Source organism: Streptomyces sp. NPDC002793 (genome assembly GCF_040295485.1).
In the GTDB taxonomy this organism is placed as follows: Bacteria; Actinomycetota; Actinomycetes; order Streptomycetales; family Streptomycetaceae; genus Streptomyces.
This window is the reverse complement of sequence record NZ_JBEOVL010000027.1, coordinates 53,397-75,094: the sequence shown is the minus strand read 5'-3', so window position 1 is coordinate 75,094 and position 21,698 is coordinate 53,397. Positions and strand designations below refer to the sequence as shown.

Below are 21,698 nucleotides of genomic sequence, written 5' to 3'. Positions count from 1 at the left end.
GGAGGCGACAACTCCCCCACCGCGGCCGGGCGCCCGGACGGGCCGTCAGCTCGCGGCGTCGCGCCAGACCGTCAGGTCCAGGGTCATGTAGGTGCTCGGCGAGTCCTCGGCCGAGAAGCCCTGCACCGTCACGAGCCCCAGGTGGCCCGTGCCCGTGATGACGCAGACCTGACGGCCCTTCGACAGCTTCTCGGTGGGGACGGTCTCCGTGAACCGGGTGTCCGCACGGCACGTCTCCAGCGACCCCTCCTGCGACGGGTCGAGCAGCACCAGTTTCCCGTCGGTACTCTCCGCGTCGAGGTACCCGCCGGTGTCGTAGGAGAGTTCGTAGCCGGCGTCCTCGCCCTCCTGGGGGCGTACGTCCTCGTCCGCGAGCGTCAGGTGATAGCCGGCGGTGAGGTTGATGCCGTTGTACTCGGCGGGCTCCGGGTCGGGCTTGCCCGTGCCCTCGTCGTCCGACGTGTCCGCCGGCGTCACGTCCGGCCCCGGTGTCCCGCCGGTGTCCTCCTCCCGGCCTCTCTCGGGCGAACTGCCGCCCTGCGTCTGCTTCCCGTCGTCCTTGTTCAGCAGGTACGCCGTGCCGGCGCCCGCGATCCCGAAGACCAGCGCGGCCGCGAGGGCGACGAACAGGACCCGCTGCCCCGGCCCCCTCACAGGCGCGGGGCCCTGGTTGGTGGGCTGCGGCGTGGGGGCGTAACCATGCCCCTGCGCGTCGGCAGGTCGCACGGAGGGCGACTGCTGGGAGGGGTGGGACTGCGGCGGCCCGAACCCCGGCGGCGGAGTGGCCGGGGCCTGCGGGGACGGGTGCACGGGTGCGGCGGGGACGGCCTGCTGGGGCGGCGGGGTCCGGACGGGTGCGGGAGCCGCCGCGCGTACGGTGATGTCGGCGGCCACCGGCGCGGGGAGCCAGTCCTCGGGGCGGCGCAGCACGGTCTCCGCATTCGCGGTCCGGCACAGCTCGATGATCTCGGCGATGGACGGTCTGCCGGCGGGGTCCTTGGTCAGGCAGCGGGTGACGAGCTCCGTCAGCCGATCCGGCACCCCGGTCAGGTCCGGTTCCTCGTGCACGATCCGGTAGAGCACTCCGTGCGAGGTCCCCTCTCCGAAGGCAGGGGTTCCCGTCGCCGCGTACGCCGCCACCTGGCCGAGGGCGAAGATGTCGGTGGCCGGTGTCACCCTGTGCCCGGCCGCCTGTTCGGGCGCCATGAAGGAGGGCGTGCCGATGGTCACCCCGCTGCCGGTGAGCGAGGTCGCGTCGGCCGCGTAGGCGATGCCGAAGTCGATGACCCGGGGCCCGTCGGCCGCGAGCAGTACGTTCGACGGTTTCAGGTCCCGGTGCACGATGCCCGCGCCGTGGATGACGTGCAGCGCCTCGGCCATCCCCGCGATGAGCAGGAGCACCGCCTGCGCCGGCAGCGCGCCGTGTGCCACGACGGCGCCGGCGAGCGAGGGGCCGGGCACGTACGCTGTCGCCAGCCAGGGCTGCGCGCCCTCGGTGTCGGCGTCGATCACGGGCGCGGTGAACAGGCCCTGCACCCGCTGCGCGGACTGCACTTCCTGGGCGAAGCGGCGCCGGAACTCCGGGTCCTCACCGAATTCCGGACGGATCACCTTGATCGCGACCGGCCGCCCGCCGGGCGTGTACGACAGATACACCTTGCCCATTCCGCCCGAGCCGAGCTTGGCAGCGATCCGGTACCCGGCGATCGTGGCCGGGTCGCTCCCGGTCAGTGGCTGGAAGACCTGGGGGCCGTGGCCCCGTTCGTGCTGCTGACCACTCATCGACTCGTATCTCCCCCGAAGGACACTGATGGCGAAGGAACCCTATCCAAGTGGCGGGGAACCTTCGCCCCCACGTCGCTTCCGTGTCGGAACCCGGGCGCCGTGAGCCTCGTCCGGGCCCGCCCCCTCCGGCCGTACGGTCACGCCCTCCTCGGGTGCGTCGTCCTCCTCGGGCACCGGCGGCCCCGTGGCTCCTCCGCCCCGCAGGCGTTCCAGATCGGAGGCCCGGACCTGGACGACCAGCAGTGCGATCAACGCCGCGACCACGGAGAAGACGGCGGCGACGACGAACGCGCTGGAGACACCGGCGGCCAGCACCTGGTCACCCCACGGTGCGGGGAGCACACCTGTCCGGCGGAACTCCAACTGCTGGGCGGGAGTCGCCTCGGCCAGGAAACGGGGTATCCGGTCGGTCGCCTCGTTGCGGCTGGCGGTCCCGAACACGGTGACCAGGATGGACAACCCCAGTGAACCGCCCACCTGCTGGGTGGCGTTGAGGACCCCGGACGCGGCGCCCGCTTCCTTCGGCGCCACTCCGGAGACCGCCATCAGCGTCAACGAGACGAACTGCATGCCCATGCCGAAACCGAAGACCAGTACGGGACCGAGAATGCTGCCCAGACAGGTGCTGTGGACATCGGTCCGCGTGAGCCAGCCCAGCCCCGCCGCCGCCAGGATCGCGCCCACCACCATGAACGGCTTGGGGCCCCACCTGGGCAGCAGTCGCGAGGCGATACCCGCGCTGATCGCGATGATCACGCTCACCGGCAGGAAGGCCAGCCCGGCACGCAAGGGGCTGAAGTCGAGGATGTTCTGCACGAACAGGGTCAGGAAGAAGAACATGCCGAACATCGCCGCGGCCAGGCTCAGCATCATGCCGTAGGCGCCGGCGCGGTTACGGTCGCGGAACATGCGCAGGGGTGTGATGGGCTGCCGCGATCGGCGCTCGACGGCCAGGAAGAGTGCGAGGAAGACCACAGCGGCCCCGAACGAGGCGATGGTCGGACCGTCGCTCCAGCCGTCCTCGGACGCCCTGATGAACCCGTAGACGAGCAGTACCATGCCGAGCGTGGACGTGAGCGCCCCCAGGAGGTCGAAGTGGCCCGGGTGCCGCTCGGACTCCTTGATGTGGCGGGGCGTCGCGAGAGCGATCAGCAGGCCGATCGGCACATTGACGAAGAGCACCCAGCGCCGGTCGAGCCACTCCACCAGCAGCCCGCCCGCGAGCAGGCCGATCGCGCTTCCGCCCGCGGACACCGCGGCGAACACCCCGAACGCCCGGTTCCGCTCGGGCCCTTCGCGGAAGGTCGTGGTGATGAGGGAGAGGGCGGCCGGTGAGGCGATGGCACCTCCGACGCCCTGCAGCGCACGCGCCGCGAGGAGTTGCCAGGATTCCTGCGAGAGGCCGCCCAACAGCGAGGCGAGCACGAAGAGCAGCACGCCGAAGACGAAGACTCTTCGGCGGCCGAGGATGTCGCCGAGCCGACCGCCGAGCAGGAGCAGCCCGCCGAAGGTCAGGGTGTAGGCGTTGATCACCCACGACAGGCTCTCGGTCGAGAAGCCGAGCGAGGTCTGGATGTGCGGCAGAGCGATGTTCACGATGGTGATGTCGAGAACCACCATCAGCTGACACGAGGCGATGACGAGCAGGGCGATCCCCTTGCCTCGGCCCCGCTCCGGGGATCCGGCAATCGGTGCGGCCTTCGCTCGGGATCCGGTCATGTCGCTCAGTGCCGTATGCGTGGTGCGGTGAACGGAAACGTTCACCCATCGACCGTAGGTGGGGTCGGCGGGGCCCGCCGATCGATCACACGCCGAGGGCCCGGAGACCGCGCGCGGATCTCCGGGCACCCGCCGGACGAGGAGCGGCCGGCGGGGCCGGGAGGTCGTGCTCAGGTGAAGTTCACGTCACTGCACAGGAAGTACGTCTGGTCCATGTGCGAGGCCTGCCAGATCGTGTAGACGACATGACGGCCGCCGAGGCCCGAGGTACTCACGGGGATCTCGTAGTTCTGACTGGGGGCGTAGCTGCCGGTCTCGGCGACCAGCTGCAGATCCGCCCAGGTCAGCGCCTCGGTCGCGGGGTCGAAGCCCTGCTTGGTCACGTACACCTTGAAGTAGTCGGCGCCGTGGCTCGCCTGGTCGTACAGCTTCACGGTGAAATCACCGGTGATGTCCGTGGTCTGCCACGCACCCACCGTGTCGAGGGAGTTGTACCGGCCGCTCTCCGCCCGGCCGCCACTGCACAGCTGGCCGTCGGGAACCGCAGCCGGGAAGTTGCCGCCGGAGCCGTTGCGGTACAGCCCGTTCCAGTTCCACATGGCGTTCGGGTCGGCCTGCCACGCCTGCCAGCACATGGGGTCTTCCTGCGCCATGGCCGGGTTCTGGAAGTCGTCGCCCCAGCGCAGCCAGCAGCCGTAGTTGCGGGAGGCCGGGTCGACGACGGACCCATGGGCGCTCGCGGTACCCGTCCACGGCAGGAGACAGAGGAGTGCCGCGACGAGTACGCCGCCGAGGCGCATCGCCCAGCCGCCTAAATTGACGCGGTCATGACATATCATAGGGGTGATCTCCGTTTCGGGAGTGGGGGGAGTCCATCGGCGTGGGAGCGCTCCCGCGCCTCTTGGGGCTCTGCCCGCCACCCCCCGCCTCAAACCTGCCGACGCGACCTCACCAATAGTGTCGACGCCCTCCGACCGCACGGCCCGCGGCCCCCAGGAGCCACAGGGCGACCCCGATCACCAGCAGAATGATCCCGATGGTCCACAGGAAACCTAGCCCGGTCACCAGGCCGAGGATGAGAAGAACGGCTCCGATGATGATCATGACTGCCTCCAGCCACATCGCCGTCGCGCGAAATGTATGCGCATAAATGAGCATATGACTCGAACGGCGTCATGCCCAAAGCGTCATGCCCAGGGGTGTGTTCCGACGCATCCGTACCGCTCGACGGAACAGGCCGGCGTGCGAGCGCAGGTGCTCACCCTTTCGGCGTTCCGGCCGGACGTTTCGCGCGGTACGCGGGCACAGTCGTAGGCATGAGCGAGAGCCATGGCCCCAGCGGGCCCGCAGAAGAACACGTACGGCCGTCCGGGACCGACGACACGACCGTCGAGGCGCTCGGAGCACTGACGGAGGCGCTGGAGGCGGTGGAGCGTGCCCGGGGGCAGCTCTACGGTTTCCATCAGCTCACGGGCGGTGCCGACCTGACTCTCGACCGGGCGGTCGAGCTGCTGCGGATGGGTGGCCACGCGGAGCAGGCCGATCTGGTGGAACGGGAGATCCTGGGCCGCAACGTCGTCCCGGGCTGCTGGACCTTTCAGCTCGTCGAGGCGTACGACGACACGTACTACCGGCCGTTCATGGCGGTCGAGGAGCGGGTGCGGAGGGAACTCGCGGGAGGGCGGCGCCATCTCTACGAGGCGGAGATGAAGGAAGCCCGCCGCACGCGGGGACACCCCGACCACACAGCGCGGCCCTGACGATGGATCCGGCGGAAGCCCTGCGAAGGATCGCGTTCCTTCTGGAGCGGTCCCAGGCAGCGACGTACCGGGTGAAGGCCTTTCGCACGGCGGCGGAGGCGATCAGCTCCATGAGTGAGGCGGAGGTCGCCGAGCGGGTGGCGCACGGATCGCTGGAGACGGTGCGCGGTATCGGGCCCAAGACGGCCAAAGTGATCGGTGAGGCCGTCGGGGGCGCGACGCCCGGATATCTCGGATCCCTCGAGCAGGAGGCGTCCGCGCCGCTGGTCTCGGGCGGGGAGGCGCTCCACGCCGCCCTCCGCGGCGACTGCCATCTGCACTCGGACTGGTCCGACGGGGGGAGCCCGATCGTGGAGATGGGCCGTGCGGCGATCGGGCTCGGCCATGAGTGGGCGGTACTCACGGACCACTCCCCCCGGCTGACCGTGGCCAACGGGCTCTCGACCGAGCGCCTTCTCGATCAGTTGTCCGTCGTGGCGCGACTCAACGAGAGATGGGCGCCCTTTCGGCTGCTCACCGGGATCGAATGCGACATCCTCGACGACGGATCGCTCGACCAGGACCCCGAAGTGCTGGAACGGCTCGACCTGGTGGTCGTGTCGGTCCATTCGAAGCTGCGCATGGACGCGCGGGCGATGACCGAACGGATGCTCGCCGCTGTGCGCAATCCGCACGCGGACGTCCTGGGGCACTGCACGGGTCGGCTCCTCGGCGGCAAGAAGCGGCCGGAATCGGAGTTCGACGCGGAACGGGTCTTCGCGGCGTGCGCCGAGGCCGGGACGGCGGTGGAGATCAACTGCCGCCCGGAGCGGCTCGATCCGCCACGCCGTCTCCTGCGGCAGGCGGTCGCGTCGGGTGCTCTGCTCTCGATCGACACCGACGCACACGCGCCGGGACAGCTGGACTGGCAGCCCTACGGCTGTGCGCGGGCGCAGGAGTGCGGAGTCCCCGCGGACCGTGTCGTCACGACGTGGCCCGTCGAACGGCTCCTGGACTGGACGCGACAGAGGCCGCGCGCGTAGGGCCGATGCCGCGTGCGCCGCGAGAAGGAGCCGGTCGAGGCCGTTCGGCGTACAGTCGATCACGGTTGTCCATGTGACTCCGGGGCATGCCGGGGCAGGAGGAAAACCATGTCACGACCACGCACAGGCCCTCTCCTACCGCGATCCCGCGGGGCGCTCTCCGCAGGGGTGACCGCTTTCCTGCGGGACGACGGTCCTCTGCCGGATCCGGACGCCGCCCGGGCCACCGAGCCCTACGGTGACGATCTGCAGCTCGCCCTGTACGTCTGTTACGAATTGCACTACCGCGGCTTCGCCGGCGTACGCCCCGAACTGGAGTGGGATCCCTCCCTGCTCGCGGTGCGCGCCGCGCTGGAGGAGCGTTTCCTCACGGCTCTGCGGCAGGACGCCCCGGCGACCGCGAGCCTGGACGTCGTCCTGGACGGCCTCCTCGTGGAACCGGTCCGCGGCTCCGGCGTCTCCTGGTTCCTCCAGGACCACGGAGAGCTGCGTCATCTGCGTGCGTACGCGACGCAGCGTTCGCTCTACCACCTCAAGGAGGCCGACCCGCACGCCTGGGTACTGCCCCGGCTCAGCGGTCGGGCCAAGGCGGGCATGGCGGCGATCGAGTACGACGAGTTCGGCGCCGGCCGCGCGGACCGCGTCCACGCCCAGCTGTTCGCCGACCTCATGACCGATCTGGGCCTCGACCCCACGTACGGCCGCTATCTGGACGAGGGGTGCGCCCCCATGCTGGCCCTGGTGAACCTGATGTCGCTGTTCGGGCTGCACCGTCGGCTGCGCGGAGCGCTGGTGGGCCACTTCGCCGCTGTCGAGATCACCTCCTCCCCCGCTTCGCGGCGCCTTGCCCGGGCCATGAAACGCACCGGCGCGGGCCCCGCCGCGGAGTTCTTCTACACCGAGCACGTCGAAGCGGACGCCGTGCACGAGCAGGTGGTACGCCGCGATGTGATCGGCGGTCTGCTCGACGACGAGCCCGAACTGGCACCCGACATCGTGTTCGGCATCACCGCCACCTCGTGTCTCGAGGACCGGCTCGGAGACCGGATGCTCGCGGACTGGCGGGTCTGAGACACCGCCCCGATCCGCACCCCCTCCGGCGTACCGACGAATGGAGTCGCGAGATGTCCGCATCCACCGGCATGACCGAGGCCACCCGTCCGGCCCGGCTGATGACCCTCCCGGGCGTGTACGCACCACAGCACGACACCCGCCTGCTCATGGCCGCGCTGGACCGGGAAGGCGTCGGCCCGGGCACCGAGGTCCTGGACGTCGGCACGGGCAGCGGCGCCCTCGCGCTGCACGCCGCGCGGCACGGCGCGCGGGTGACCGCTGTGGACGTCGCCAGGCGGGCCGTGATGACGGCCCGGCTGAACGCGCTGCTGCACCGTCGGCGTATCACCGTGCGGCGCAGCGATCTCCTCACCGCGCTGCCCGGGCGGTCCTACGACCTGGTGATCTGCAACCCGCCCTATGTGCCCTCCCCCACGGGCCGGCTCCCCGGGCACGGGGCGGCGCGGGCGTGGGAGGCGGGGCGCGACGGCCGGGCGATCCTCGACCGGGTCTGTGCGACCGTGCCGGCCGCTCTGCGTCCGGGAGGCCGTCTGCTCCTGGTGCATTCCGGCCTGTGCGACAGCGACGTGACCCTGCGGCGTCTCTCGGACGCCGGACTGCGGGCCGTCGTCAGCGACCGCGCCCTGGTTCCCCTCGGACCCGTGCTGCGCTCCAGGCTGCGCTGGCTCAGGGAGACGGGTCTGCTGGACGGGCCGGAGACGAAGGAGGAGTTGGTGGTCATCCGTGCCGAACAAGCCTGAGCGCCCCTGCCGGATCACCCTCGGTGACGAAGGGCCTCTTCTGGTCGAAGGGCCCGTGGAAGTCACCTGCGCGGACGGCACGGTGGCCGCCTCCGACCGCTTCGTCGTCGCGGTCTGCATGTGCCGGCGCAGCCGGATGTACCCGTGGTGCGACACCAGCCACCGACGCCGAACACGGCCCGGCGAGAAGGCACCCCCGCCGCCGGACTGAGCCTCACTCGCCGTCCCGCCGTCGTGCCTGCTTCGCCCCTCGCAGCCGGCGGGACACCTCGCGCAGCCTCGGGTGGCGTTCGTGGGCCTCGGCCGACCGGCGGTCCAGCTCCTCGCCCAGGCGCTCCGTGCGCTTGTCGATGTCGAGTTCGTCGAGGATGCGGTCGACCTCCGCGAGCAGAGCGCCGTGCAGCTGCCACTGCCTGGGATGTTCCTGGACGTCTTCGAGCAGCAGGTCCGCCACGCGGTCGCGCGTGGCGCGACTGCGGGCGAGCGCGTCTGCCAGGCGTTCCTCGGCCTCCTCGCCGCTCTCGGCCATCGGCGTGGTGATCATCACCGCGAACCCTTCGACGGCGTCGGACATGTGCCCGAACAGTTCTCTGAGGTCCGAGGCCACATCCGCCGGGAAGAGCGACTCCTCGGTGCGTGCCTTGGCGAGGTCGGTCAGTGTGCGGGTGAGGACGCGCAGCACCACCGCACAAATCTCGAGCGTGTCGAGCCCGGTGCGCAGGACGACGCGGTAGAGCAGCCCCTGCTTGACGCGGGGGTTGAGCATCAGGCTCTCCTCCGCCTGCCGCAGGGACGCGTCGACCTCCACGATGTCGTGGTCCAGGCGACGGGCTTCGTGCAGACGTGCCGCCGCTTCCGGCACCGGGTGGGTGCCGCCGATCTCCTCTCCCAGGGCCCGGAACATCTTGCCCATCCGCTCCCCCAGGCCGCCGATGGCGGCGCCCGCCGGCTCGACCCAGACGGGCGGGGCCAGCAGGAGGTTGAAGAGCAGGCCGACCCCGGCACCGATCAGGGTTTCCAGCACCCGCTCCCAGGCCATGTCGGCGACCTGTGAGACGCCGAGTACCAGCATCGCGCTGATCGCCACCTCGGGCACGAACTCGTTGACCCGCACCAGCCTGCCGATCAGCAGGGAGGTGAAGATGGTCAGCCCGAGGCTCCACCAGCTGAGGCCCACCAGGGAGCTGAATCCGCCTGCGATCAGAACACCGACGACGACGGCGTTCACACGCCGGATCCCGGTGGTGAGCGTGGCGTAGAGCGTCACCTGAACCACCAGGAGGGCGGTGAGGGGAGCCGTGAGAGGCGCGGGGTGCGGGGCGGGAAGAGCTGTCTGGGCCACCGCGAAGGCGATGACGGCGGCCGCCGTGGACCGCAGGACCTGGGCCGCGGCCGGCTCGGTGGTGCGCTGGACGAGTCTGACGACGGGCTCGGGCGTGGTGACTGCGGGCATTCCTTGACGGTGCCCGGTTACGCGGCCCCGCAGCACCGAAGCGTCCGGTCGGACTCCGTACGGACGTACGCGTGCGGCCATCGGCACCTGCCTCGCGGACACGGCCGCCCGGAGAGAAGCTGGATGCATGGCTATCTCACTCACGCCCCCGGGAGAGACGCCTCCCGCCGAGGGCTGCATAGGCGAAGCGCACGAGGAACGCGCCGACGGAGGGATCTGGGAACACCCGGCCCTGTGGGCGACCGTGGTACTGCTGGGCTCGGCAGTCGTCGCGGGATACTTCATCGCACGCGTCTTCGGGTTCACGTGAGCGTGCGGCGCTCCCTGGACGAGCTGCTGGAGCGGCACGGCACCACGTACGCCGCCGAGGCGGGTGTCCGGCTGCGGGACACCCCGCAACCCCTGTACCAACTGCTCGTGCTGAGCCACCTTCTGAGTGCGCGGATCCGCGCACAGGTGGCGGTGGCAGCGGCGCAGGCGCTCTTCTCGCACCGGCTGCGGACACCGCGCCGCATGGCCGACGCCACGTGGCAGGAGCGGGTCGCAGCATTGGGCGAGGGCGGCTACCGCCGGTACGACGAGCGGACCGCCACACAGCTGGGGGACGGTGCCTTGCTCCTGCTCGACGCGTACGGCGGGGACCTGCGGCGCCTGCGCCGGGAGGCCGACGGTGACGAGGACACGCTCCGCTCGGGGCTCCGCCGTTTTCCCGGAATAGGTCCGGCAGGCGCCGACATCTTCCTGCGTGAGGTGCAGACCGTGTGGCCCGAGCTGGCGCCCTACCTCGACGCGAAGGCCCTCCAGGGCGCGGAGCGGCTCGGTCTGCCCACGGCGCCGGGGGAGCTCAGCCGGCTGGCCAAGGGCCAGGACCCCGCGGTACTCGCCGCCGCACTGGTACGGAGCGCGCTGGACAGGGGCTGATCCGGCTCAGAACGGCGGCCGCCGCTTGCCCGGCTTGACGGAGCGGCCTTCGACGAGTGCCCGCCGGATCTGCGCGGCGGCCGCGCGGGCGTGCTCCGAGGTCGCCGTCCGGTCGGCCACCGACGTGACGAAGCGGTGGGTGGGGCGCAGACACTGGTCGCACGGTGTGTCGGTGGTGAGCAGATAGCCGTCCTCGCACCGGTCATTCGCACAGTGACCAGGTCTGACGAGTGCTTCGGCGATCTCCTCCGGTGCCCACCGGCGCCGCCCGTCCTCGTCCTTCTCGTGGAGGGCGTGGGACCAGCGGACGTTCCACCGGCGTTCGAGCCGGTCGAGGAGCTGGTCGGGGGTGCGCCGGGCGAGCTCCCGGTGGATCAGGTCGTGCACCGTGCGGGGGTGGCGATGCCCCAGCGCCTGGACCAGCGGTTGCGGGAGGGCCTGGAGGATGTACGCGACCGGATCGCCACCCGCGCGCTGGCGCCACTCGCGGCAGGAGCAGGGGCCCTCGGTGGGCAGCGCCCGCTGGCACCGTCCGCACCTGCCCCGGCATTCCGCGCAGAGCCCGTCGTCGAGCCCGTCCAGATGGGGTGCGGGGGCCCGGCCGCACTCGCGGCAGCAGGCGGCACAGGGGCCGCAGAGGCGCTCGTCACCGAGCTTGGTCGTCCACTGGCGCTGCTGGCAGCGGCAGCACAGGGCGTTGTTGCAGTACTCGTGGTGTGCGGCGCCCGAGTGCCGTCCGGGGGGCGGAAATGACATTGCTGCGTTCTCCAGGTGCGTGGCCAGGATCGGTCAGGTCCGAGCCATGTCGACGAAGCGCACGCGGGGGCCTTCGGACGACGGTATCGCCCCGGCCGGGTCCCGTGCGGCTCTGCCACGATCAGGTCGACATTCTCCCGCATCCGGACGGCCCGCGGGGTCAGGGCCTCAGGCCGCTGACGACGTCGGCGGTGGCGGTGATCCCTTCGTGGATGGTGGGGGCCATGCTCGTACTGGCCAGCAGGAAGCCGAGCAGCCCGCAGACGATCGCGTGCGACAGTTTGAGCCCGCCGTTGCGCAGGAAGATCGCTGCGAGGACCAGCAGCAGGAGCACCACTGAAATCGAAATGGCCATGGCCAACCTCCTCCGCCGCGCCGGAATTGCGGCATTCGGCCGCCAGTGTGGCGCAGCGGAGGAGCCGTCCGGCGCACCGGCGTGCCCGCCGAACGGGTGTTGACGCACGGTGACCGGTGGGGTCGTCGGCGTCGGTCAGTCGCTTCGGCCGCCGCGGATCCCGCGTCGGCGCAGGAAGGCTTCCAGGCCTGCCAGGTCGTCGGTGTTGAGATGGTCGACGTCCGCGGCGACGAGCTCGGTCCACACGGCGTCGCGCTGCGGACCCGCGAGGTCGGGCGTGCCCCAGAAACGGACCCGCTGTCCGCTTGCGTGGGCCGCCGAGACGAGGGTGTGCAGCCCGGCCCGCTCGGCGGCGGGGAAGGGCCCTGCCCCCCGCCAGCTGAAGTTCGTGGCCCAGTTGCCGCTGATGAGCGGGACGAAGGAGGCGGGAGCGCCGGTGCCGAGGTCCTCCGGCCGGCCGTCGTAGAAGGCGTACCGGGTGGTCTGCGCCTCCATCGGGACGCGGGCCGCGCGGTCTCCCGAGATCACGGTGGTCACCGCGCCGGTGCGGACCCGGCCGTGGACGGAGCGGGTGAGGATGTGGCGGTAGCGGCGGAGTACCCGGTCGAGCGCCAGGTAGGCGGCGGCGCCGTCGGTCTTGATGTCGATCAGCAACTGCAGGGGGTCGGGGTGTCCGGCGTGGACGGAGCCGTGGTGGGCGCGGACCCGGGCCAGCAGGGGGTCGAGATAGAGCGAGACGAGAGTGCGGGCGGGGTCGAGGCTCTCGGCCTCGTGAGCGACGAGCAGTTCGCCGTCGACGAGGAAGATGTCCGCCTCGACGCTGGTGAAACCGTGCGCGAGCGCGTCGTGGAGGGGGCGCGTGTGCAGGTAGTCGTTGTGCGCGTGGGCACGGGCCAGCGGGCGGGGGCCACGGAGGCGGGCAGACGCGGCGGCGGCCGCCTGCGCGGGGACGAAGGCTCCCGCGGCTGCCGTGGCGAGGGCGGTGGTGACGACTCTGCGACGGGTCAGGTGTGCCATGGGGTCTCCCTGAAGCGGTGGGGCGGGCAGAGCGGGCGGGGGGACGCGACGAGTATGGAGGCGGGAAACCAAAGAAAGGCAGGTACCTGCCAAGAGTTGGAGCGCCCGCCGTCCGCGCGTCGACTGCTCTGTGCCTGCTGTTCCCCCTGCCCGCCGCGCCGGAGATCCGGAGGCGGGGGCCCATGTCGTCATGCGCCCCCGCCCCGCCCCTCTCGCCCGTCTTACGGAGCCGGAAGCTCCACCAGGGACGCCACCGCTTCGCGATGGCGTCCCGCGGTGCCGTACGCGATCGAGTCGGCCTTGGCCCGTTTCAGGTACAGGTGCGCGGGGTGCTCCCAGGTCATTCCGATCCCTCCGTGGAGCTGGACGCATTCCTCGGCGGCGTGCACGGCGACCTCGGAGCAGTAGGCCTGTGCCACGGCGACCGCGAGCGGTGCGTCCGGGCTGCCGGTCGCCAGCGCGTCCGCGGCGTTGCGGGCCGCGGCGCGCGCGGAGACGACCTCGAGCCAGAGCTGGGCCATCCGGTGCTTGAGCGACTGGAACGAGCCCACCGGCCTGTTGAACTGGTGGCGTTCACGGGTGTGCCGGACGGTCTCGGTCAGGCACCACTCGGCCAGACCGAGCTGCTCGGATGCGAGCAGTCCCGCCCCGGCCAGCAGGCCCGCGGACACGGCCTCCGCCGCGGGACCCGCCTCCGCGAGCCGGGTGCCGGTGGCGCCGGTCAGGGTGACGGTCGCGAGCGGGCGCGTCAGGTCGAGGGGGACGAGCGGCTGGACGGCGACGCCGTCCCCGCCGGTCTCCACCGCGTAGAGCCCCTCGGCAGTGGGCACCAGCAGCACGTCGGCCACCGAGGCGTCCGCGACGCCGCTCACCGTCCGGTCCAGGGTGCCTGTCATCGCGGCGGCGCCGTCGGCGGGGGGTGTGGCGAACGGCAGGGCGAGCACGGCGACCTTGCGGCCCGCCGCCAGTTCGCCGAGCAGTTCGGCGACGGCGCCGTTCCCGTCACCCAGGGCGAGGAGAATGCCGGTCGCGACGACGGCGCTCGTCAGGTACGGCGCCGGGGCGACACTGCGGCCGAGCTCCTCCAGGACCACGGCCGCCTCGCGGTGGCCGGCGCCCTGGCCTCCGAGACTCTCCGGGACCAGCAGTCCGGCTGCTCCGATCCCGGCGGCGAGCGATTCCCACAGCCGCGGGTCGTAGGGCGTGTCGGACTCGGTAGCGGTGATCACCGTCGGCGCGTCGGCCCGGTCGGCCAGCAGCGCACGCACGGCGGACCGCAGGTCCTCCTCGGTTTCCGAGTAGAGCAGGTCGGGTGCCTGCGCGGCTTCGGTCTGTGCGGTCATCGGGCGAGATCCTTCCAGGCGACGTCCTTGTCGTTCCGCGGCTCGACGGGCAGGCCGAGGACGCGCTCGGCGACGATGTTGAGCAGGACCTCGCTCGTACCGCCCTCGATGGAGTTGCCCTTGGAGCGCAGGTACCGGTAGCCGGCGTCGCGTCCGGTGAAGTCGACGAGCTCCGGGCGGCGCATGGTCCAGTCGCTGTACAGCAGGCCTTCGTCACCGAGGAGTTCGACTTCGAGCCCGCTGATCTCCTGGTTGAGGCGGGCGAACGCGAGCTTCATGCCCGATCCTTCGGGGCCCGGTTGTCCGGCGACGAGCTGCTGGCGCAGCCGCTCACCGGTGAGCCTGGCGACCTCGGCCTCGACCCACAGCGTGAGCAGCCTCCGGTGGAGGTCGTGGGTGCGGAGGCCGGGCTGTTCGCGCCAGGTCCTCGCGACGGTGCCGATCATGCCGCCCTCACGGGGGATGCGGGCACCGCCGATCGAGACGCGCTCGTTCATCAGCGTGGTCTGGGCGACCTTCCAGCCGTCACCGACCGGGCCGAGGCGCCTGGTGTCCGGGATACGTACGCCGGTGAGGAAGACCTCGTTGAACTCGGCCTCGCCGGTGATCTGGCGCAGCGGCCGCACCTCGACACCCGGGTCGGTCATGTCGCAGATGAAGTAACTGATGCCACGGTGCTTGGGGACGTCCGGGTCGGTGCGGGCGATCAGGATCGCCCAGCGGGCCACATGGGCGCTGGAGGTCCAGACCTTCTGCCCGTCGACCACCCAGTCGTCGCCGTCCTTGACCGCGCGTGTGCCCAGCGCGGCGAGGTCCGATCCGGCGCCGGGTTCGCTGAAGAGCTGGCACCACACCTCCTCGCCGATCCACAGCGGCCGCAGGAAGCGCCGCTTCTGCTCCTCGGTGCCGTAGCCCAGGATCGTCGGGGCGGCCATGCCCAGGCCGATGCCGATGCGGCGCGGGTCGTTGTCGGGGGCTCCGGCGGCGGCGAGTTCGGCGTCGACGACCGGCTGCAGGGAGCGCGGGGCGTCGAGCCCGCCGAGCCCGACGGGGTAGTGCACCCAGGCCAGTCCGGCGTCGAAGCGTGCTGCCAGGAAGGTGCTGCGGCCGGTGGTGGCCGGCGGGTGGGCCGCCAGCAGCTCCTGGGTGAGGCGGCGGATCCCTGCCGCGTCGACGGCTTTGCTCATCGGGTGCCTCCTGACGGCAGGACGACGATGCGGCCGGTGCTGGTGCCGTCCGCGACCCGCTGGACGGCTCGTGCCGCGTCGGCCATGGGGACGCGCTCGCTGATCAGCGGTTTGATCACGCCCCGTGCCGCGAGCTCGGTGAGCTCGTCGTGGCAGGCGCGGACGGCGGCCGGGTCCTTGGTGTTGTACAGACCCCAGTGGAGTCCGGCGATGGAGTAGTTCTTGACCAGGGCGTGGTTGAGGCCGGGTGTGGGGACGACGCCACTCGCGAAGCCCACGACGACGACACGGCCCTCGAAGGCGATGCACTTCACGGACTTGGCGTAGGCGTCACCGCCGACCGGGTCGTAGACGACGTCGGCACCCCGTCCGCCCGTGGCCTCCTTCACCGCCGTGACGATGTCCTCGGTCCGGCGGTCGATGACCAGGTCGCAGCCCAGTTCACGGGCGATGGACGCCTTCTCGGGGCCACCGACCACTCCGATGACGGTGGCGCCGGCCGCCTTGCCGAGCTGGACGGCCGCGCTGCCCACGCCGCCGGCCGCCGCGTGCACCAGCAGCGTCTCCCCCGACTGCAGACGTGCGCGCCGGTGCAGTCCGAACCAGCCGGTCTGGTAGCCGATGTGCAGCGCGGCGGCCTCCGCGTCGTCCAGGGCCTCGGGGGCGGGCAGCAGGGCCGCCTCGTCCGCCACGACGTACTCGGCGAAGCCGCCCCTCGGGAGGGCGGGGGTGGCGAGCACCCGGCGTCCGTCCTCCGTCTCACCGCAGACCTCGACGCCGGGGGTGAAGGGCAGCGGGGGCCTCACCTGGTACTGACCGCGGCAGAGCAGCGCGTCGGGGAAGTTGATGTTCGCCGCGCGCACCGCGATCAGCACCTGTCCGTCACCGGGGGTCGGCCGGTCGGTCTCCTCGAGCTCCATCACCTCGCTCGGCTCGCCGTTCCGGTGCACTCGCCATGCCTGCATGAGGGGCCTCCACAACACTGTCGGCATTACCACTGCTCCGGCGCATACTAAGCGGTCGCTTGCCGGTCTGGGAACACCTCGCACCCGTCGGCCCGGACGGGTTCAGGAGCGCTTCGGCTTGGCCCTGACGTGCATCCGCTCCCCCTGCGGCCCGAACAGGCTGAGGAATTCGACCGGCTCGTCACCCGCGGGGCCGAACCAGTGCGGGAGCCGGGTGTCGAACTCCGCGGCCTCACCGGGAGCCAGGACCAGGTCGTGCTCGGCGAGCTTGAGCCGGAGTCTGCCGTTGAGCACGTACAGCCACTCGTATCCCTCATGGGTGCGCTGCTCGGGCGTCTCGGTGCAGGGAGTCTCCTGAATGACTTTGTACGCCTGGAGACCCCCGGGCCTGGCGGTGAGCGGCAGGGAGGTCTTCCCTCCGCGCACGATCGGCTTCGCCTTGACCCTCGGATCGCCTACCGGCGGCGCCCCGACGAGGTCGTCGAGCGGCACCTCATGGGCCCGCGCGATGGGGAGCAGCAGTTCCAGACTGGGGCGCCGACCACCGGATTCGAGCCGGGAGAGGGTGGACACGGAGATTCCGGTGGCCTCGGAGAGCCCTGCCAGCGTGACCCCCCGATCCTTGCGCAACCTCCGCAGACGCGGGCCGACCCCGGTGAGTACGGCGTCGAGTTCGGGATCGTCCTGGTTCTGTTCCTTCATGGAACCATTGCAGAATCAGCAAGGCGGTTTGTCAATATGGCGCCGCTCGCAGCAGGTCGGGACGGAGAGCGGCGCCCCGGCGCGCGGAGGTAGGCATTCCGGAAACGGTTCGGGGCAGGCGGCAGGGAGCGACTCCGGCCCGACACGCCGAGCGACCAGGTGTGCCGCAGGTGTGCCGAGCCGGGTCGCAATACCCCCAGGGGTATTATTCAACCCGGGGCGCCGGGGCGACCAGGACCCCGGGCCGCCCCGCTCCGGCGACCGAAAGGAACCCCGCTCGTGATCAGCCCCGCCTTCCTCTCCCCCTCCGAGGCCGCGGCCCGGCTCGAGGAGTTCACCGTCATCGATGTGCGGGCGCCCGGCGAATACGCCTCCGGCCACGTGCCCGGCGCGCTGAACGTTCCGCTCGACCGGCTCGCCGACGCGGTGCCGGCTCTGAAGTCGGCCTCCGCCCGCGGCTCCCTGCTGGTGGTGTGCGCCTCCGGCGTGCGGTCCACCAGGGCGTGCGAGATCCTCGCCGACGCCGACATCGACGCGGCCGCCCTGACCGGCGGGACCTCCGCGTGGGAGGGCGACGGCCACGGCCTGGACCGTCCGGTGGGCGCACGGGCGACCTGGCCGATGGAACGCCAGGTACGCCTCGCCGCCGGTTCGCTGGTCGTGGCCGGCCTGGTGGCGGGCCGCCGCTTCCCGGCGGCGCGATGGCTGTCGGCCGGCATAGGCGCCGGCCTCGTCTACTCCGCGGTGAGCAACACCTGCGGCATGGCGGCCGCACTCGCGAAGCTCCCGTACAACCGCGCGCCGCGGTCGGCGGCCGGCCTGGACGCCACACTGGACGCCCTCCAGGGGTGAACGCGTGCCGCGAGGTGACCGGATCGCGCCGGATCAGGGGGCCGGGCCCGATCCGGTCAAGCCCTCAGCGGTCGCTCTCGCCCCGTACGAGGGCGAGCAGCCGGTCCAGCACGTGGGAGCCGCCCGCACGCAGACCGTCGTGCTCGTACTCGCTGGTCACCCACGTGCGCAGGCCCCGGATCACGGACGCGGTGCGCAGCGCGTGGCCGGTGTCCACGTACATGTCGTCGTGGTATACGGCCGCGGCCACCGGCACCTCGTTGACCGCGAGCCGCTCGGCATCGTACAGGACGGGCCAGTCGGTACGGGTCGCGAGCAGTTCCGCCGTCTCGCGCAGGGGGCGCAGCGCGGGGTCGACGTCGAAGTGCCAGGGATGGATGCTCTCGCCGGTGAAGAGCACGGGGCCGTCGCCCGCCAGTGCGGCGGAGGCGTCGAACTGCGGGAACGCCGCCCGGACCCGTTCGGCCGCCCAGTCGGTGGGGCGGGCGTCCTGGCCGTAGATCGCCTCGTGGAGGAGGGCGTACAGCGGGTGGCCCGCGAATGAGGTCGAGGTGCGCACGGCCTCCTGGAAGGCGTCGGACAGCTCAGGGCCGTGCGGGCCTTCGACGAACGCGTTCTCCAGGAGGTAGTGCAGCTGGTGGCTGCCGTTGCCGCCGCCCAGCATGATGCCGAGGGACTGGAATCCCTCGGGCGTCAGGGTGTGCCCGGCACTGTCCGGGCGGTGCTCGGCGAGGTACGCGGCGATCGCGCGGGCCCGTGCGACATCCTGCGGGTAACGCGCGTAGTGCGCCGCCACCTTTCGCTCGATACGCGGATAGGCGGCCCGGTAGACGTCGTCGGCGTGCGCGTCCAGCGAGGGCAGGCCCCCGGTGATCAGGACGGCCGCGAGACCCTCGGGGGCGGCCGACAGATAGCGGACGGCGCAGAACCCGCCGAAGGACTGCCCCAGGACGGTCCAGGGCGCGCCGCCGGTGAGCCGGGGACGGATCAGTTCGCAGTCACGGACGATGCTGTCGGAACGGAAGTGCGCGAGGTAGTCGGCCTGCTCGCGAGCGCCACCGCGCATCGGCAGGGTCTGCCGGTTGGCCGGAGTCGACGCGCCCGTGCCGCGCTGGTCCAGGAGCAGCACGCGGAACTCCCGCACCGCCCGCCCCAGCCAGGCCTCCGCGCCGAGGAAGCGTCGGGCACCGAAGCCGGGGCCGCCTTCGAGGTAGACCAGCCACGGCAGGTCCTCCGCGACCCTTCCGCTCGCCACGGCCTCGCGGCCGAAGATCTCGATCGTCTCCCCGCCGGGATCGTCGTGGTCGAGCGGGACGGTGAACCGCCGGTCGGTGAAGATGACGCCGGGCTGACGGTAACTGTTCAAGGGAACTCCTGTATCCGGTGTTTCCCGGACAGTTCAGCACATCGCTGTGACCCGGTCGGCCCCGGCCCGTGTGCGCCCCGCTCCGGCGGCTCCTACCGTGCACTCGTGGCGGCCAGGGACGCGGCGCGCCGCTTCACCAGCACGCACCATTAACCCGCGTATGCAATTATTGCCTACGCCAGTAACCATTGCACGCGGGCCGATGTACAGCGTTCGCGCCCGACACCGCTCGGCCTGACACCGCTCGGTCCGACGTCACGAGAGGCATCACCATGTCCACCGTCCCCACCGTCGAGCTCAACAACGGCGTCACGATTCCGCAGCTCGGATTCGGCGTCTTCCAGGTACCCGACGACGAGACCACCGCAGCGGTCAACGGCGCACTGGAGGCGGGCTACCGCTCCATCGACACCGCCGCCGTCTACGGCAACGAGGCGGGCGTGGGCCGCGCGCTGGCCGAATCGGGAATCGCCCGCGAAGAGCTGTTCGTCACGACGAAGCTCTGGAACGCGGACCAGGGGTACGACGCCACTCTCGCCGCCTTCGACGCGAGCCTGGCCAAGCTCGGCCTCGACCATGTGGACCTCTACCTCATCCACTGGCCCACCCCCGCCCGCGACCTCTACGCCGACACCTGGCGCGCCCTGGAGAAGCTGCTCGCCGACGGCCGGATCCGGGCCGCGGGCGTCTCCAACTTCCAGCCGGCACACCTCCGCCGCCTGCGGGAGGAGAGTTCCCTCGTCCCTGCCGTCAACCAGATCGAACTGCACCCCGGGCTCCAGCAGAGCGAGCTGCGCGCCGTGCACGCGGAGTTCGGCATCGCCACCGAGGCCTGGAGCCCGCTGGCACAGGGCGCCCTGCTGGACGACGAGGTGCTCGTGTCGCTGGCCGGACGCCACGGCAAGACTCCGGCCCAGGTGGTCCTGCGCTGGCACCTCCAGCTCGGCAACGTCGTGATCCCGAAGTCGGTCACGCCCGCTCGCATCCGGCAGAACATCGACGTGTTCGACTTCGAGCTCTCGGCAGCCGACATGGACGCGATCGCGGGCCTGGACCGCGGCATGCGCACGGGCCCTGACCCCGACACCCTCAACTGACCCGTACCGCAAGGCCGTTCGCCGACCACGGCCGAGCCCATCAGGGCAGGCGCGACGCGCCTGCCCGGTCGGACGCCGGACTCGGTGACACCGCTCCTCCCGCTACCGCACGCGCCGGTAACTGCTTCCGTCACGGGGCCGCTCGAGCAGGCCGGCGACCACGAGATAGCGGCGCAGGGCCGAGCAGTCCTCGTGCACGGTGCGCAGCGCGTCGTTGACCTCGCGCTCCGTGTAGGCACGGTCGCGCTCGAAAAGCGTGTCCGCGAGGTGCGCGAGCAACTGCTCGCGACGCGCCGGTTTCCGGGGGATCGCCGTCAGGCGCCCGCCCGAGAAGAGTGCGGCCACCTGGTGCGCGCCGCGGGGTTGCGTATCAGACATCCCGGAAGGCTCGCAGGTGCGGACCGGAGCGGCAACGCCTTTTCCCGCGATACGCGCACATGTTGACCTTCGGGCCGACCGTCGTACGGTGTGACCATTCATTCACCCCGGCGACACAAGGCGGTCCCGCATGGCCCTGTTCGATCTTCCCCTCGATGAACTGCACGCCTACCGCAGCCGGTCGGTGGAACCCGAGGACTTCGACGCGTTCTGGTCGGGCACGCTCGACGAAGCCCGGACCCACGACCTGGACGCCCGATTCGAGCTGCGCACCGGCCTCGGCCTCGTCACGGTCGACGTGTACGACGTGACGTTCGCGGGCTTCGGCGGCCATCCCGTCAAGGGCTGGTTCGTCATACCGGCGGGAACCACCGAACCCCTCCCCGTCGCTGTGGAGTTCATCGGGTACGGCGGTGGTCGGAACCTGCCCCACACCCACCTGCTCTGGGCCTCGGCAGGCCTGGCCCACTTCGTGATGGACACCCGGGGCCAGGGCAGCGGCTGGGCCCCGGGCGCCACACCCGACCCCGTGGGCTCCGGTCCCTCGCTCGCCGGATTCATGACCCAGGGCATCGAGGACCCGGCCACCTACTACTACCGCCGGGTGATCACGGACGCCGTGCGCGCGGTGGAGGCGGCCCGCTCGCACCCCCTGGCCGACGCCTCGCGCACCGCCGTGGTCGGCGCGAGCCAAGGCGGCGGCCTCGCCCTCGCGGCCGCCGGGCTGGTGCCCGACCTGGCGGCCGTCCTGCCGGACGTGCCGTTCCTCTGCGACTTCCCCCGGGCCACCCGCATGACCGACCGCAAGCCGTACCGCGAGATCGGCGACTACCTCAAGACGCACCGGGGCAGGGCCGCCCAGATCGACAGGACGCTCACCTACTTCGACGGCGTCCACTTCGCCGCGCGGGGACGGGCACCCGCCCTGTTCTCCGTCGCCATGGAGGACCTGACCTGCCCGCCGTCCACGGTGTTCGCCGCGTACAACGCCTACGCCCACGCCGACAAGGAGATCGAGGTCTACGACTTCAACGACCACGAGGGCGGCGGCCCGTTCCAGCATGCGAAGCAGCTCACCTGGCTGCCGCGGCTGCTGAAGGGCTGAGGGACGTCCGCGGCGCGGACCCCCTTGACCCGCCTCGAGGGCGGAGCCTAGGTTTCCCGGTGAGAAAGCGCTTGCTGTCCAGTAGGCGCCCCCATCCCGTC

24 protein-coding genes are annotated in these 21,698 nt (G+C 71.5%); 10 read left to right on the top strand and 14 right to left on the bottom strand.

Annotated elements, in window-relative coordinates; genetic code table 11:
- Positions 1–45: 45 nt before the first annotated feature.
- The 4 genes from ABT001_RS24370 to ABT001_RS24355 form a co-directional block, all read right to left on the bottom strand.
- The gene (locus tag ABT001_RS24370; RefSeq protein WP_351281199.1) at positions 46–1,782 is read right to left on the bottom strand and encodes a serine/threonine protein kinase; all 1,737 of its coding nucleotides are present in this window, start codon (positions 1,780–1,782) and stop codon (positions 46–48) included.
- Positions 1,783–1,824: 42 nt separating this feature from the next.
- A complete protein-coding gene (locus ABT001_RS24365) occupies positions 1,825–3,504 on the bottom strand; it encodes an MFS transporter (RefSeq protein ID WP_351281264.1) in 1,680 nt (559 codons plus the stop codon).
- 170 nt (positions 3,505–3,674) lie between these two features.
- Positions 3,675–4,343: a lytic polysaccharide monooxygenase auxiliary activity family 9 protein gene (locus tag ABT001_RS24360; RefSeq protein ID WP_351281197.1), complete on the bottom strand. Its 669-nt coding sequence runs from the start codon at positions 4,341–4,343 to the stop codon at positions 3,675–3,677.
- 109 nt (positions 4,344–4,452) lie between these two features.
- On the bottom strand, positions 4,453–4,608 hold the full coding sequence (locus tag ABT001_RS24355; RefSeq protein WP_351281194.1) for a DUF6131 family protein: 156 nt from the start codon (positions 4,606–4,608) through the stop codon (positions 4,453–4,455).
- Positions 4,609–4,820: 212 nt separating this feature from the next.
- Between ABT001_RS24355 and ABT001_RS24350 the strand changes: the two genes are divergently transcribed.
- From ABT001_RS24350 to ABT001_RS24330, 5 genes are all read left to right on the top strand, one after another.
- Positions 4,821–5,264 (top strand): hypothetical protein, encoded by a 444-nt coding sequence (locus tag ABT001_RS24350; protein WP_351281191.1) that lies wholly within the window; start codon positions 4,821–4,823, stop codon positions 5,262–5,264.
- Positions 5,265–5,266: 2 nt separating this feature from the next.
- Positions 5,267–6,286 (top strand): PHP domain-containing protein, encoded by a 1,020-nt coding sequence (locus ABT001_RS24345; protein ID WP_351281189.1) that lies wholly within the window; start codon positions 5,267–5,269, stop codon positions 6,284–6,286.
- Positions 6,287–6,394: 108 nt separating this feature from the next.
- A complete protein-coding gene (locus ABT001_RS24340; protein WP_351281187.1) occupies positions 6,395–7,357 on the top strand; it encodes an iron-containing redox enzyme family protein in 963 nt (320 codons plus the stop codon).
- Between the two features lie 53 nt (positions 7,358–7,410).
- On the top strand, positions 7,411–8,100 hold the full coding sequence (locus ABT001_RS24335; RefSeq protein ID WP_351281185.1) for a HemK2/MTQ2 family protein methyltransferase: 690 nt from the start codon (positions 7,411–7,413) through the stop codon (positions 8,098–8,100).
- Positions 8,084–8,311 (top strand): CDGSH iron-sulfur domain-containing protein, encoded by a 228-nt coding sequence (locus ABT001_RS24330; RefSeq protein WP_351281182.1) that lies wholly within the window; start codon positions 8,084–8,086, stop codon positions 8,309–8,311. The genes ABT001_RS24335 and ABT001_RS24330 overlap by 17 nt, the downstream gene beginning before the upstream one ends.
- 3 nt (positions 8,312–8,314) lie before the next feature.
- Here ABT001_RS24330 and ABT001_RS24325 read toward each other — a convergent pair whose 3' ends face one another.
- Positions 8,315–9,553, bottom strand: coding sequence for an FUSC family protein (locus ABT001_RS24325; protein ID WP_351281179.1), 1,239 nt, complete (start codon positions 9,551–9,553; stop codon positions 8,315–8,317).
- Positions 9,554–9,680: 127 nt separating this feature from the next.
- Here ABT001_RS24325 and ABT001_RS24320 point away from each other — a divergent pair, with 127 nt between their 5' ends.
- Entirely contained in the window at positions 9,681–9,863 is a 183-nt protein-coding gene (locus tag ABT001_RS24320; RefSeq protein WP_351281176.1) for a DUF6480 family protein, read from the top strand.
- Positions 9,860–10,474 carry an endonuclease gene (locus tag ABT001_RS24315; protein ID WP_351281173.1) on the top strand — a complete coding sequence of 205 codons (615 nt, stop codon included), beginning with the start codon at positions 9,860–9,862 and terminating at the stop codon, positions 10,472–10,474. Before ABT001_RS24320 ends, ABT001_RS24315 begins: the two co-directional genes overlap by 4 nt.
- A 6-nt stretch (positions 10,475–10,480) precedes the next feature.
- Here the strand turns inward: ABT001_RS24315 and ABT001_RS24310 are convergent, their stop codons facing one another.
- The 7 genes from ABT001_RS24310 to ABT001_RS24280 form a co-directional block, all read right to left on the bottom strand.
- Positions 10,481–11,230, bottom strand: a complete 750-nt coding sequence (locus tag ABT001_RS24310) for a hypothetical protein (RefSeq protein ID WP_351281170.1) — start codon at positions 11,228–11,230, stop codon at positions 10,481–10,483.
- 160 nt (positions 11,231–11,390) lie between these two features.
- Entirely contained in the window at positions 11,391–11,585 is a 195-nt protein-coding gene (locus tag ABT001_RS24305) for a hypothetical protein (protein WP_351281168.1), read from the bottom strand.
- Positions 11,586–11,720: 135 nt separating this feature from the next.
- Entirely contained in the window at positions 11,721–12,602 is an 882-nt protein-coding gene (locus ABT001_RS24300) for a phosphatidylinositol-specific phospholipase C/glycerophosphodiester phosphodiesterase family protein (RefSeq protein ID WP_351281165.1), read from the bottom strand.
- A 221-nt stretch (positions 12,603–12,823) separates the two neighbouring features.
- A complete protein-coding gene (locus ABT001_RS24295) occupies positions 12,824–13,945 on the bottom strand; it encodes an acyl-CoA dehydrogenase family protein (RefSeq protein ID WP_351281162.1) in 1,122 nt (373 codons plus the stop codon).
- Entirely contained in the window at positions 13,942–15,132 is a 1,191-nt protein-coding gene (locus ABT001_RS24290; protein ID WP_351281160.1) for an acyl-CoA dehydrogenase family protein, read from the bottom strand. The genes ABT001_RS24295 and ABT001_RS24290 overlap by 4 nt, the downstream gene beginning before the upstream one ends.
- Positions 15,129–16,097 (bottom strand): NADPH:quinone oxidoreductase family protein, encoded by a 969-nt coding sequence (locus ABT001_RS24285; protein ID WP_351281157.1) that lies wholly within the window; start codon positions 16,095–16,097, stop codon positions 15,129–15,131. Before ABT001_RS24285 ends, ABT001_RS24290 begins: the two co-directional genes overlap by 4 nt.
- Before the next feature lie 102 nt (positions 16,098–16,199).
- Complete coding sequence (locus tag ABT001_RS24280) at positions 16,200–16,799, bottom strand: helix-turn-helix domain-containing protein (protein WP_351281155.1); 600 nt, start codon at positions 16,797–16,799, stop codon at positions 16,200–16,202.
- Between the two features lie 279 nt (positions 16,800–17,078).
- Here ABT001_RS24280 and ABT001_RS24275 point away from each other — a divergent pair, with 279 nt between their 5' ends.
- Complete coding sequence (locus tag ABT001_RS24275) at positions 17,079–17,651, top strand: rhodanese-like domain-containing protein (protein WP_351281152.1); 573 nt, start codon at positions 17,079–17,081, stop codon at positions 17,649–17,651.
- Positions 17,652–17,715: 64 nt separating this feature from the next.
- Here the strand turns inward: ABT001_RS24275 and ABT001_RS24270 are convergent, their stop codons facing one another.
- Positions 17,716–19,017, bottom strand: coding sequence for an alpha/beta fold hydrolase (locus tag ABT001_RS24270; protein ID WP_351281149.1), 1,302 nt, complete (start codon positions 19,015–19,017; stop codon positions 17,716–17,718).
- A 272-nt stretch (positions 19,018–19,289) separates the two neighbouring features.
- On the opposite strand from ABT001_RS24270, the gene ABT001_RS24265 reads away from it, so the two are divergent.
- Positions 19,290–20,114 (top strand): aldo/keto reductase, encoded by an 825-nt coding sequence (locus ABT001_RS24265; protein WP_351281146.1) that lies wholly within the window; start codon positions 19,290–19,292, stop codon positions 20,112–20,114.
- 102 nt (positions 20,115–20,216) lie between these two features.
- Here ABT001_RS24265 and ABT001_RS24260 read toward each other — a convergent pair whose 3' ends face one another.
- Positions 20,217–20,492 (bottom strand): DUF2087 domain-containing protein, encoded by a 276-nt coding sequence (locus ABT001_RS24260; RefSeq protein ID WP_351281144.1) that lies wholly within the window; start codon positions 20,490–20,492, stop codon positions 20,217–20,219.
- A 130-nt stretch (positions 20,493–20,622) separates the two neighbouring features.
- On the opposite strand from ABT001_RS24260, the gene ABT001_RS24255 reads away from it, so the two are divergent.
- Positions 20,623–21,597, top strand: coding sequence for an acetylxylan esterase (locus tag ABT001_RS24255; protein WP_351281142.1), 975 nt, complete (start codon positions 20,623–20,625; stop codon positions 21,595–21,597).
- Positions 21,598–21,698: the final 101 nt, after the last annotated feature.

Excerpts from the sequence above, each read along its gene's own strand:
- ABT001_RS24370 (WP_351281199.1), bottom strand. The coding sequence starts at position 1,782 with ATGAGTGGTCAGCAGCACGAACGGGGCCACGGCCCCCAGGTCTTCCAG.
- ABT001_RS24365 (WP_351281264.1), bottom strand. The coding sequence starts at position 3,504 with ATGACCGGATCCCGAGCGAAGGCCGCACCGATTGCCGGATCCCCGGAG.
- ABT001_RS24360 (WP_351281197.1), bottom strand. The coding sequence starts at position 4,343 with ATGATATGTCATGACCGCGTCAATTTAGGCGGCTGGGCGATGCGCCTC.
- ABT001_RS24355 (WP_351281194.1), bottom strand. The coding sequence starts at position 4,608 with ATGATCATCATCGGAGCCGTTCTTCTCATCCTCGGCCTGGTGACCGGG.
- ABT001_RS24350 (WP_351281191.1), top strand. The coding sequence starts at position 4,821 with ATGAGCGAGAGCCATGGCCCCAGCGGGCCCGCAGAAGAACACGTACGG.
- ABT001_RS24345 (WP_351281189.1), top strand. The coding sequence starts at position 5,267 with ATGGATCCGGCGGAAGCCCTGCGAAGGATCGCGTTCCTTCTGGAGCGG.
- ABT001_RS24340 (WP_351281187.1), top strand. The coding sequence starts at position 6,395 with ATGTCACGACCACGCACAGGCCCTCTCCTACCGCGATCCCGCGGGGCG.
- ABT001_RS24335 (WP_351281185.1), top strand. The coding sequence starts at position 7,411 with ATGTCCGCATCCACCGGCATGACCGAGGCCACCCGTCCGGCCCGGCTG.
- ABT001_RS24325 (WP_351281179.1), bottom strand. The coding sequence starts at position 9,553 with ATGCCCGCAGTCACCACGCCCGAGCCCGTCGTCAGACTCGTCCAGCGC.
- ABT001_RS24320 (WP_351281176.1), top strand. The coding sequence starts at position 9,681 with ATGGCTATCTCACTCACGCCCCCGGGAGAGACGCCTCCCGCCGAGGGC.
- ABT001_RS24310 (WP_351281170.1), bottom strand. The coding sequence starts at position 11,230 with ATGTCATTTCCGCCCCCCGGACGGCACTCGGGCGCCGCACACCACGAG.
- ABT001_RS24305 (WP_351281168.1), bottom strand. The coding sequence starts at position 11,585 with ATGGCCATTTCGATTTCAGTGGTGCTCCTGCTGCTGGTCCTCGCAGCG.
- ABT001_RS24300 (WP_351281165.1), bottom strand. The coding sequence starts at position 12,602 with ATGGCACACCTGACCCGTCGCAGAGTCGTCACCACCGCCCTCGCCACG.
- ABT001_RS24295 (WP_351281162.1), bottom strand. The coding sequence starts at position 13,945 with ATGACCGCACAGACCGAAGCCGCGCAGGCACCCGACCTGCTCTACTCG.
- ABT001_RS24290 (WP_351281160.1), bottom strand. The coding sequence starts at position 15,132 with ATGAGCAAAGCCGTCGACGCGGCAGGGATCCGCCGCCTCACCCAGGAG.
- ABT001_RS24285 (WP_351281157.1), bottom strand. The coding sequence starts at position 16,097 with ATGCAGGCATGGCGAGTGCACCGGAACGGCGAGCCGAGCGAGGTGATG.
- ABT001_RS24280 (WP_351281155.1), bottom strand. The coding sequence starts at position 16,799 with ATGAAGGAACAGAACCAGGACGATCCCGAACTCGACGCCGTACTCACC.
- ABT001_RS24265 (WP_351281146.1), top strand. The coding sequence starts at position 19,290 with ATGTCCACCGTCCCCACCGTCGAGCTCAACAACGGCGTCACGATTCCG.
- ABT001_RS24260 (WP_351281144.1), bottom strand. The coding sequence starts at position 20,492 with ATGTCTGATACGCAACCCCGCGGCGCGCACCAGGTGGCCGCACTCTTC.
- ABT001_RS24255 (WP_351281142.1), top strand. The coding sequence starts at position 20,623 with ATGGCCCTGTTCGATCTTCCCCTCGATGAACTGCACGCCTACCGCAGC.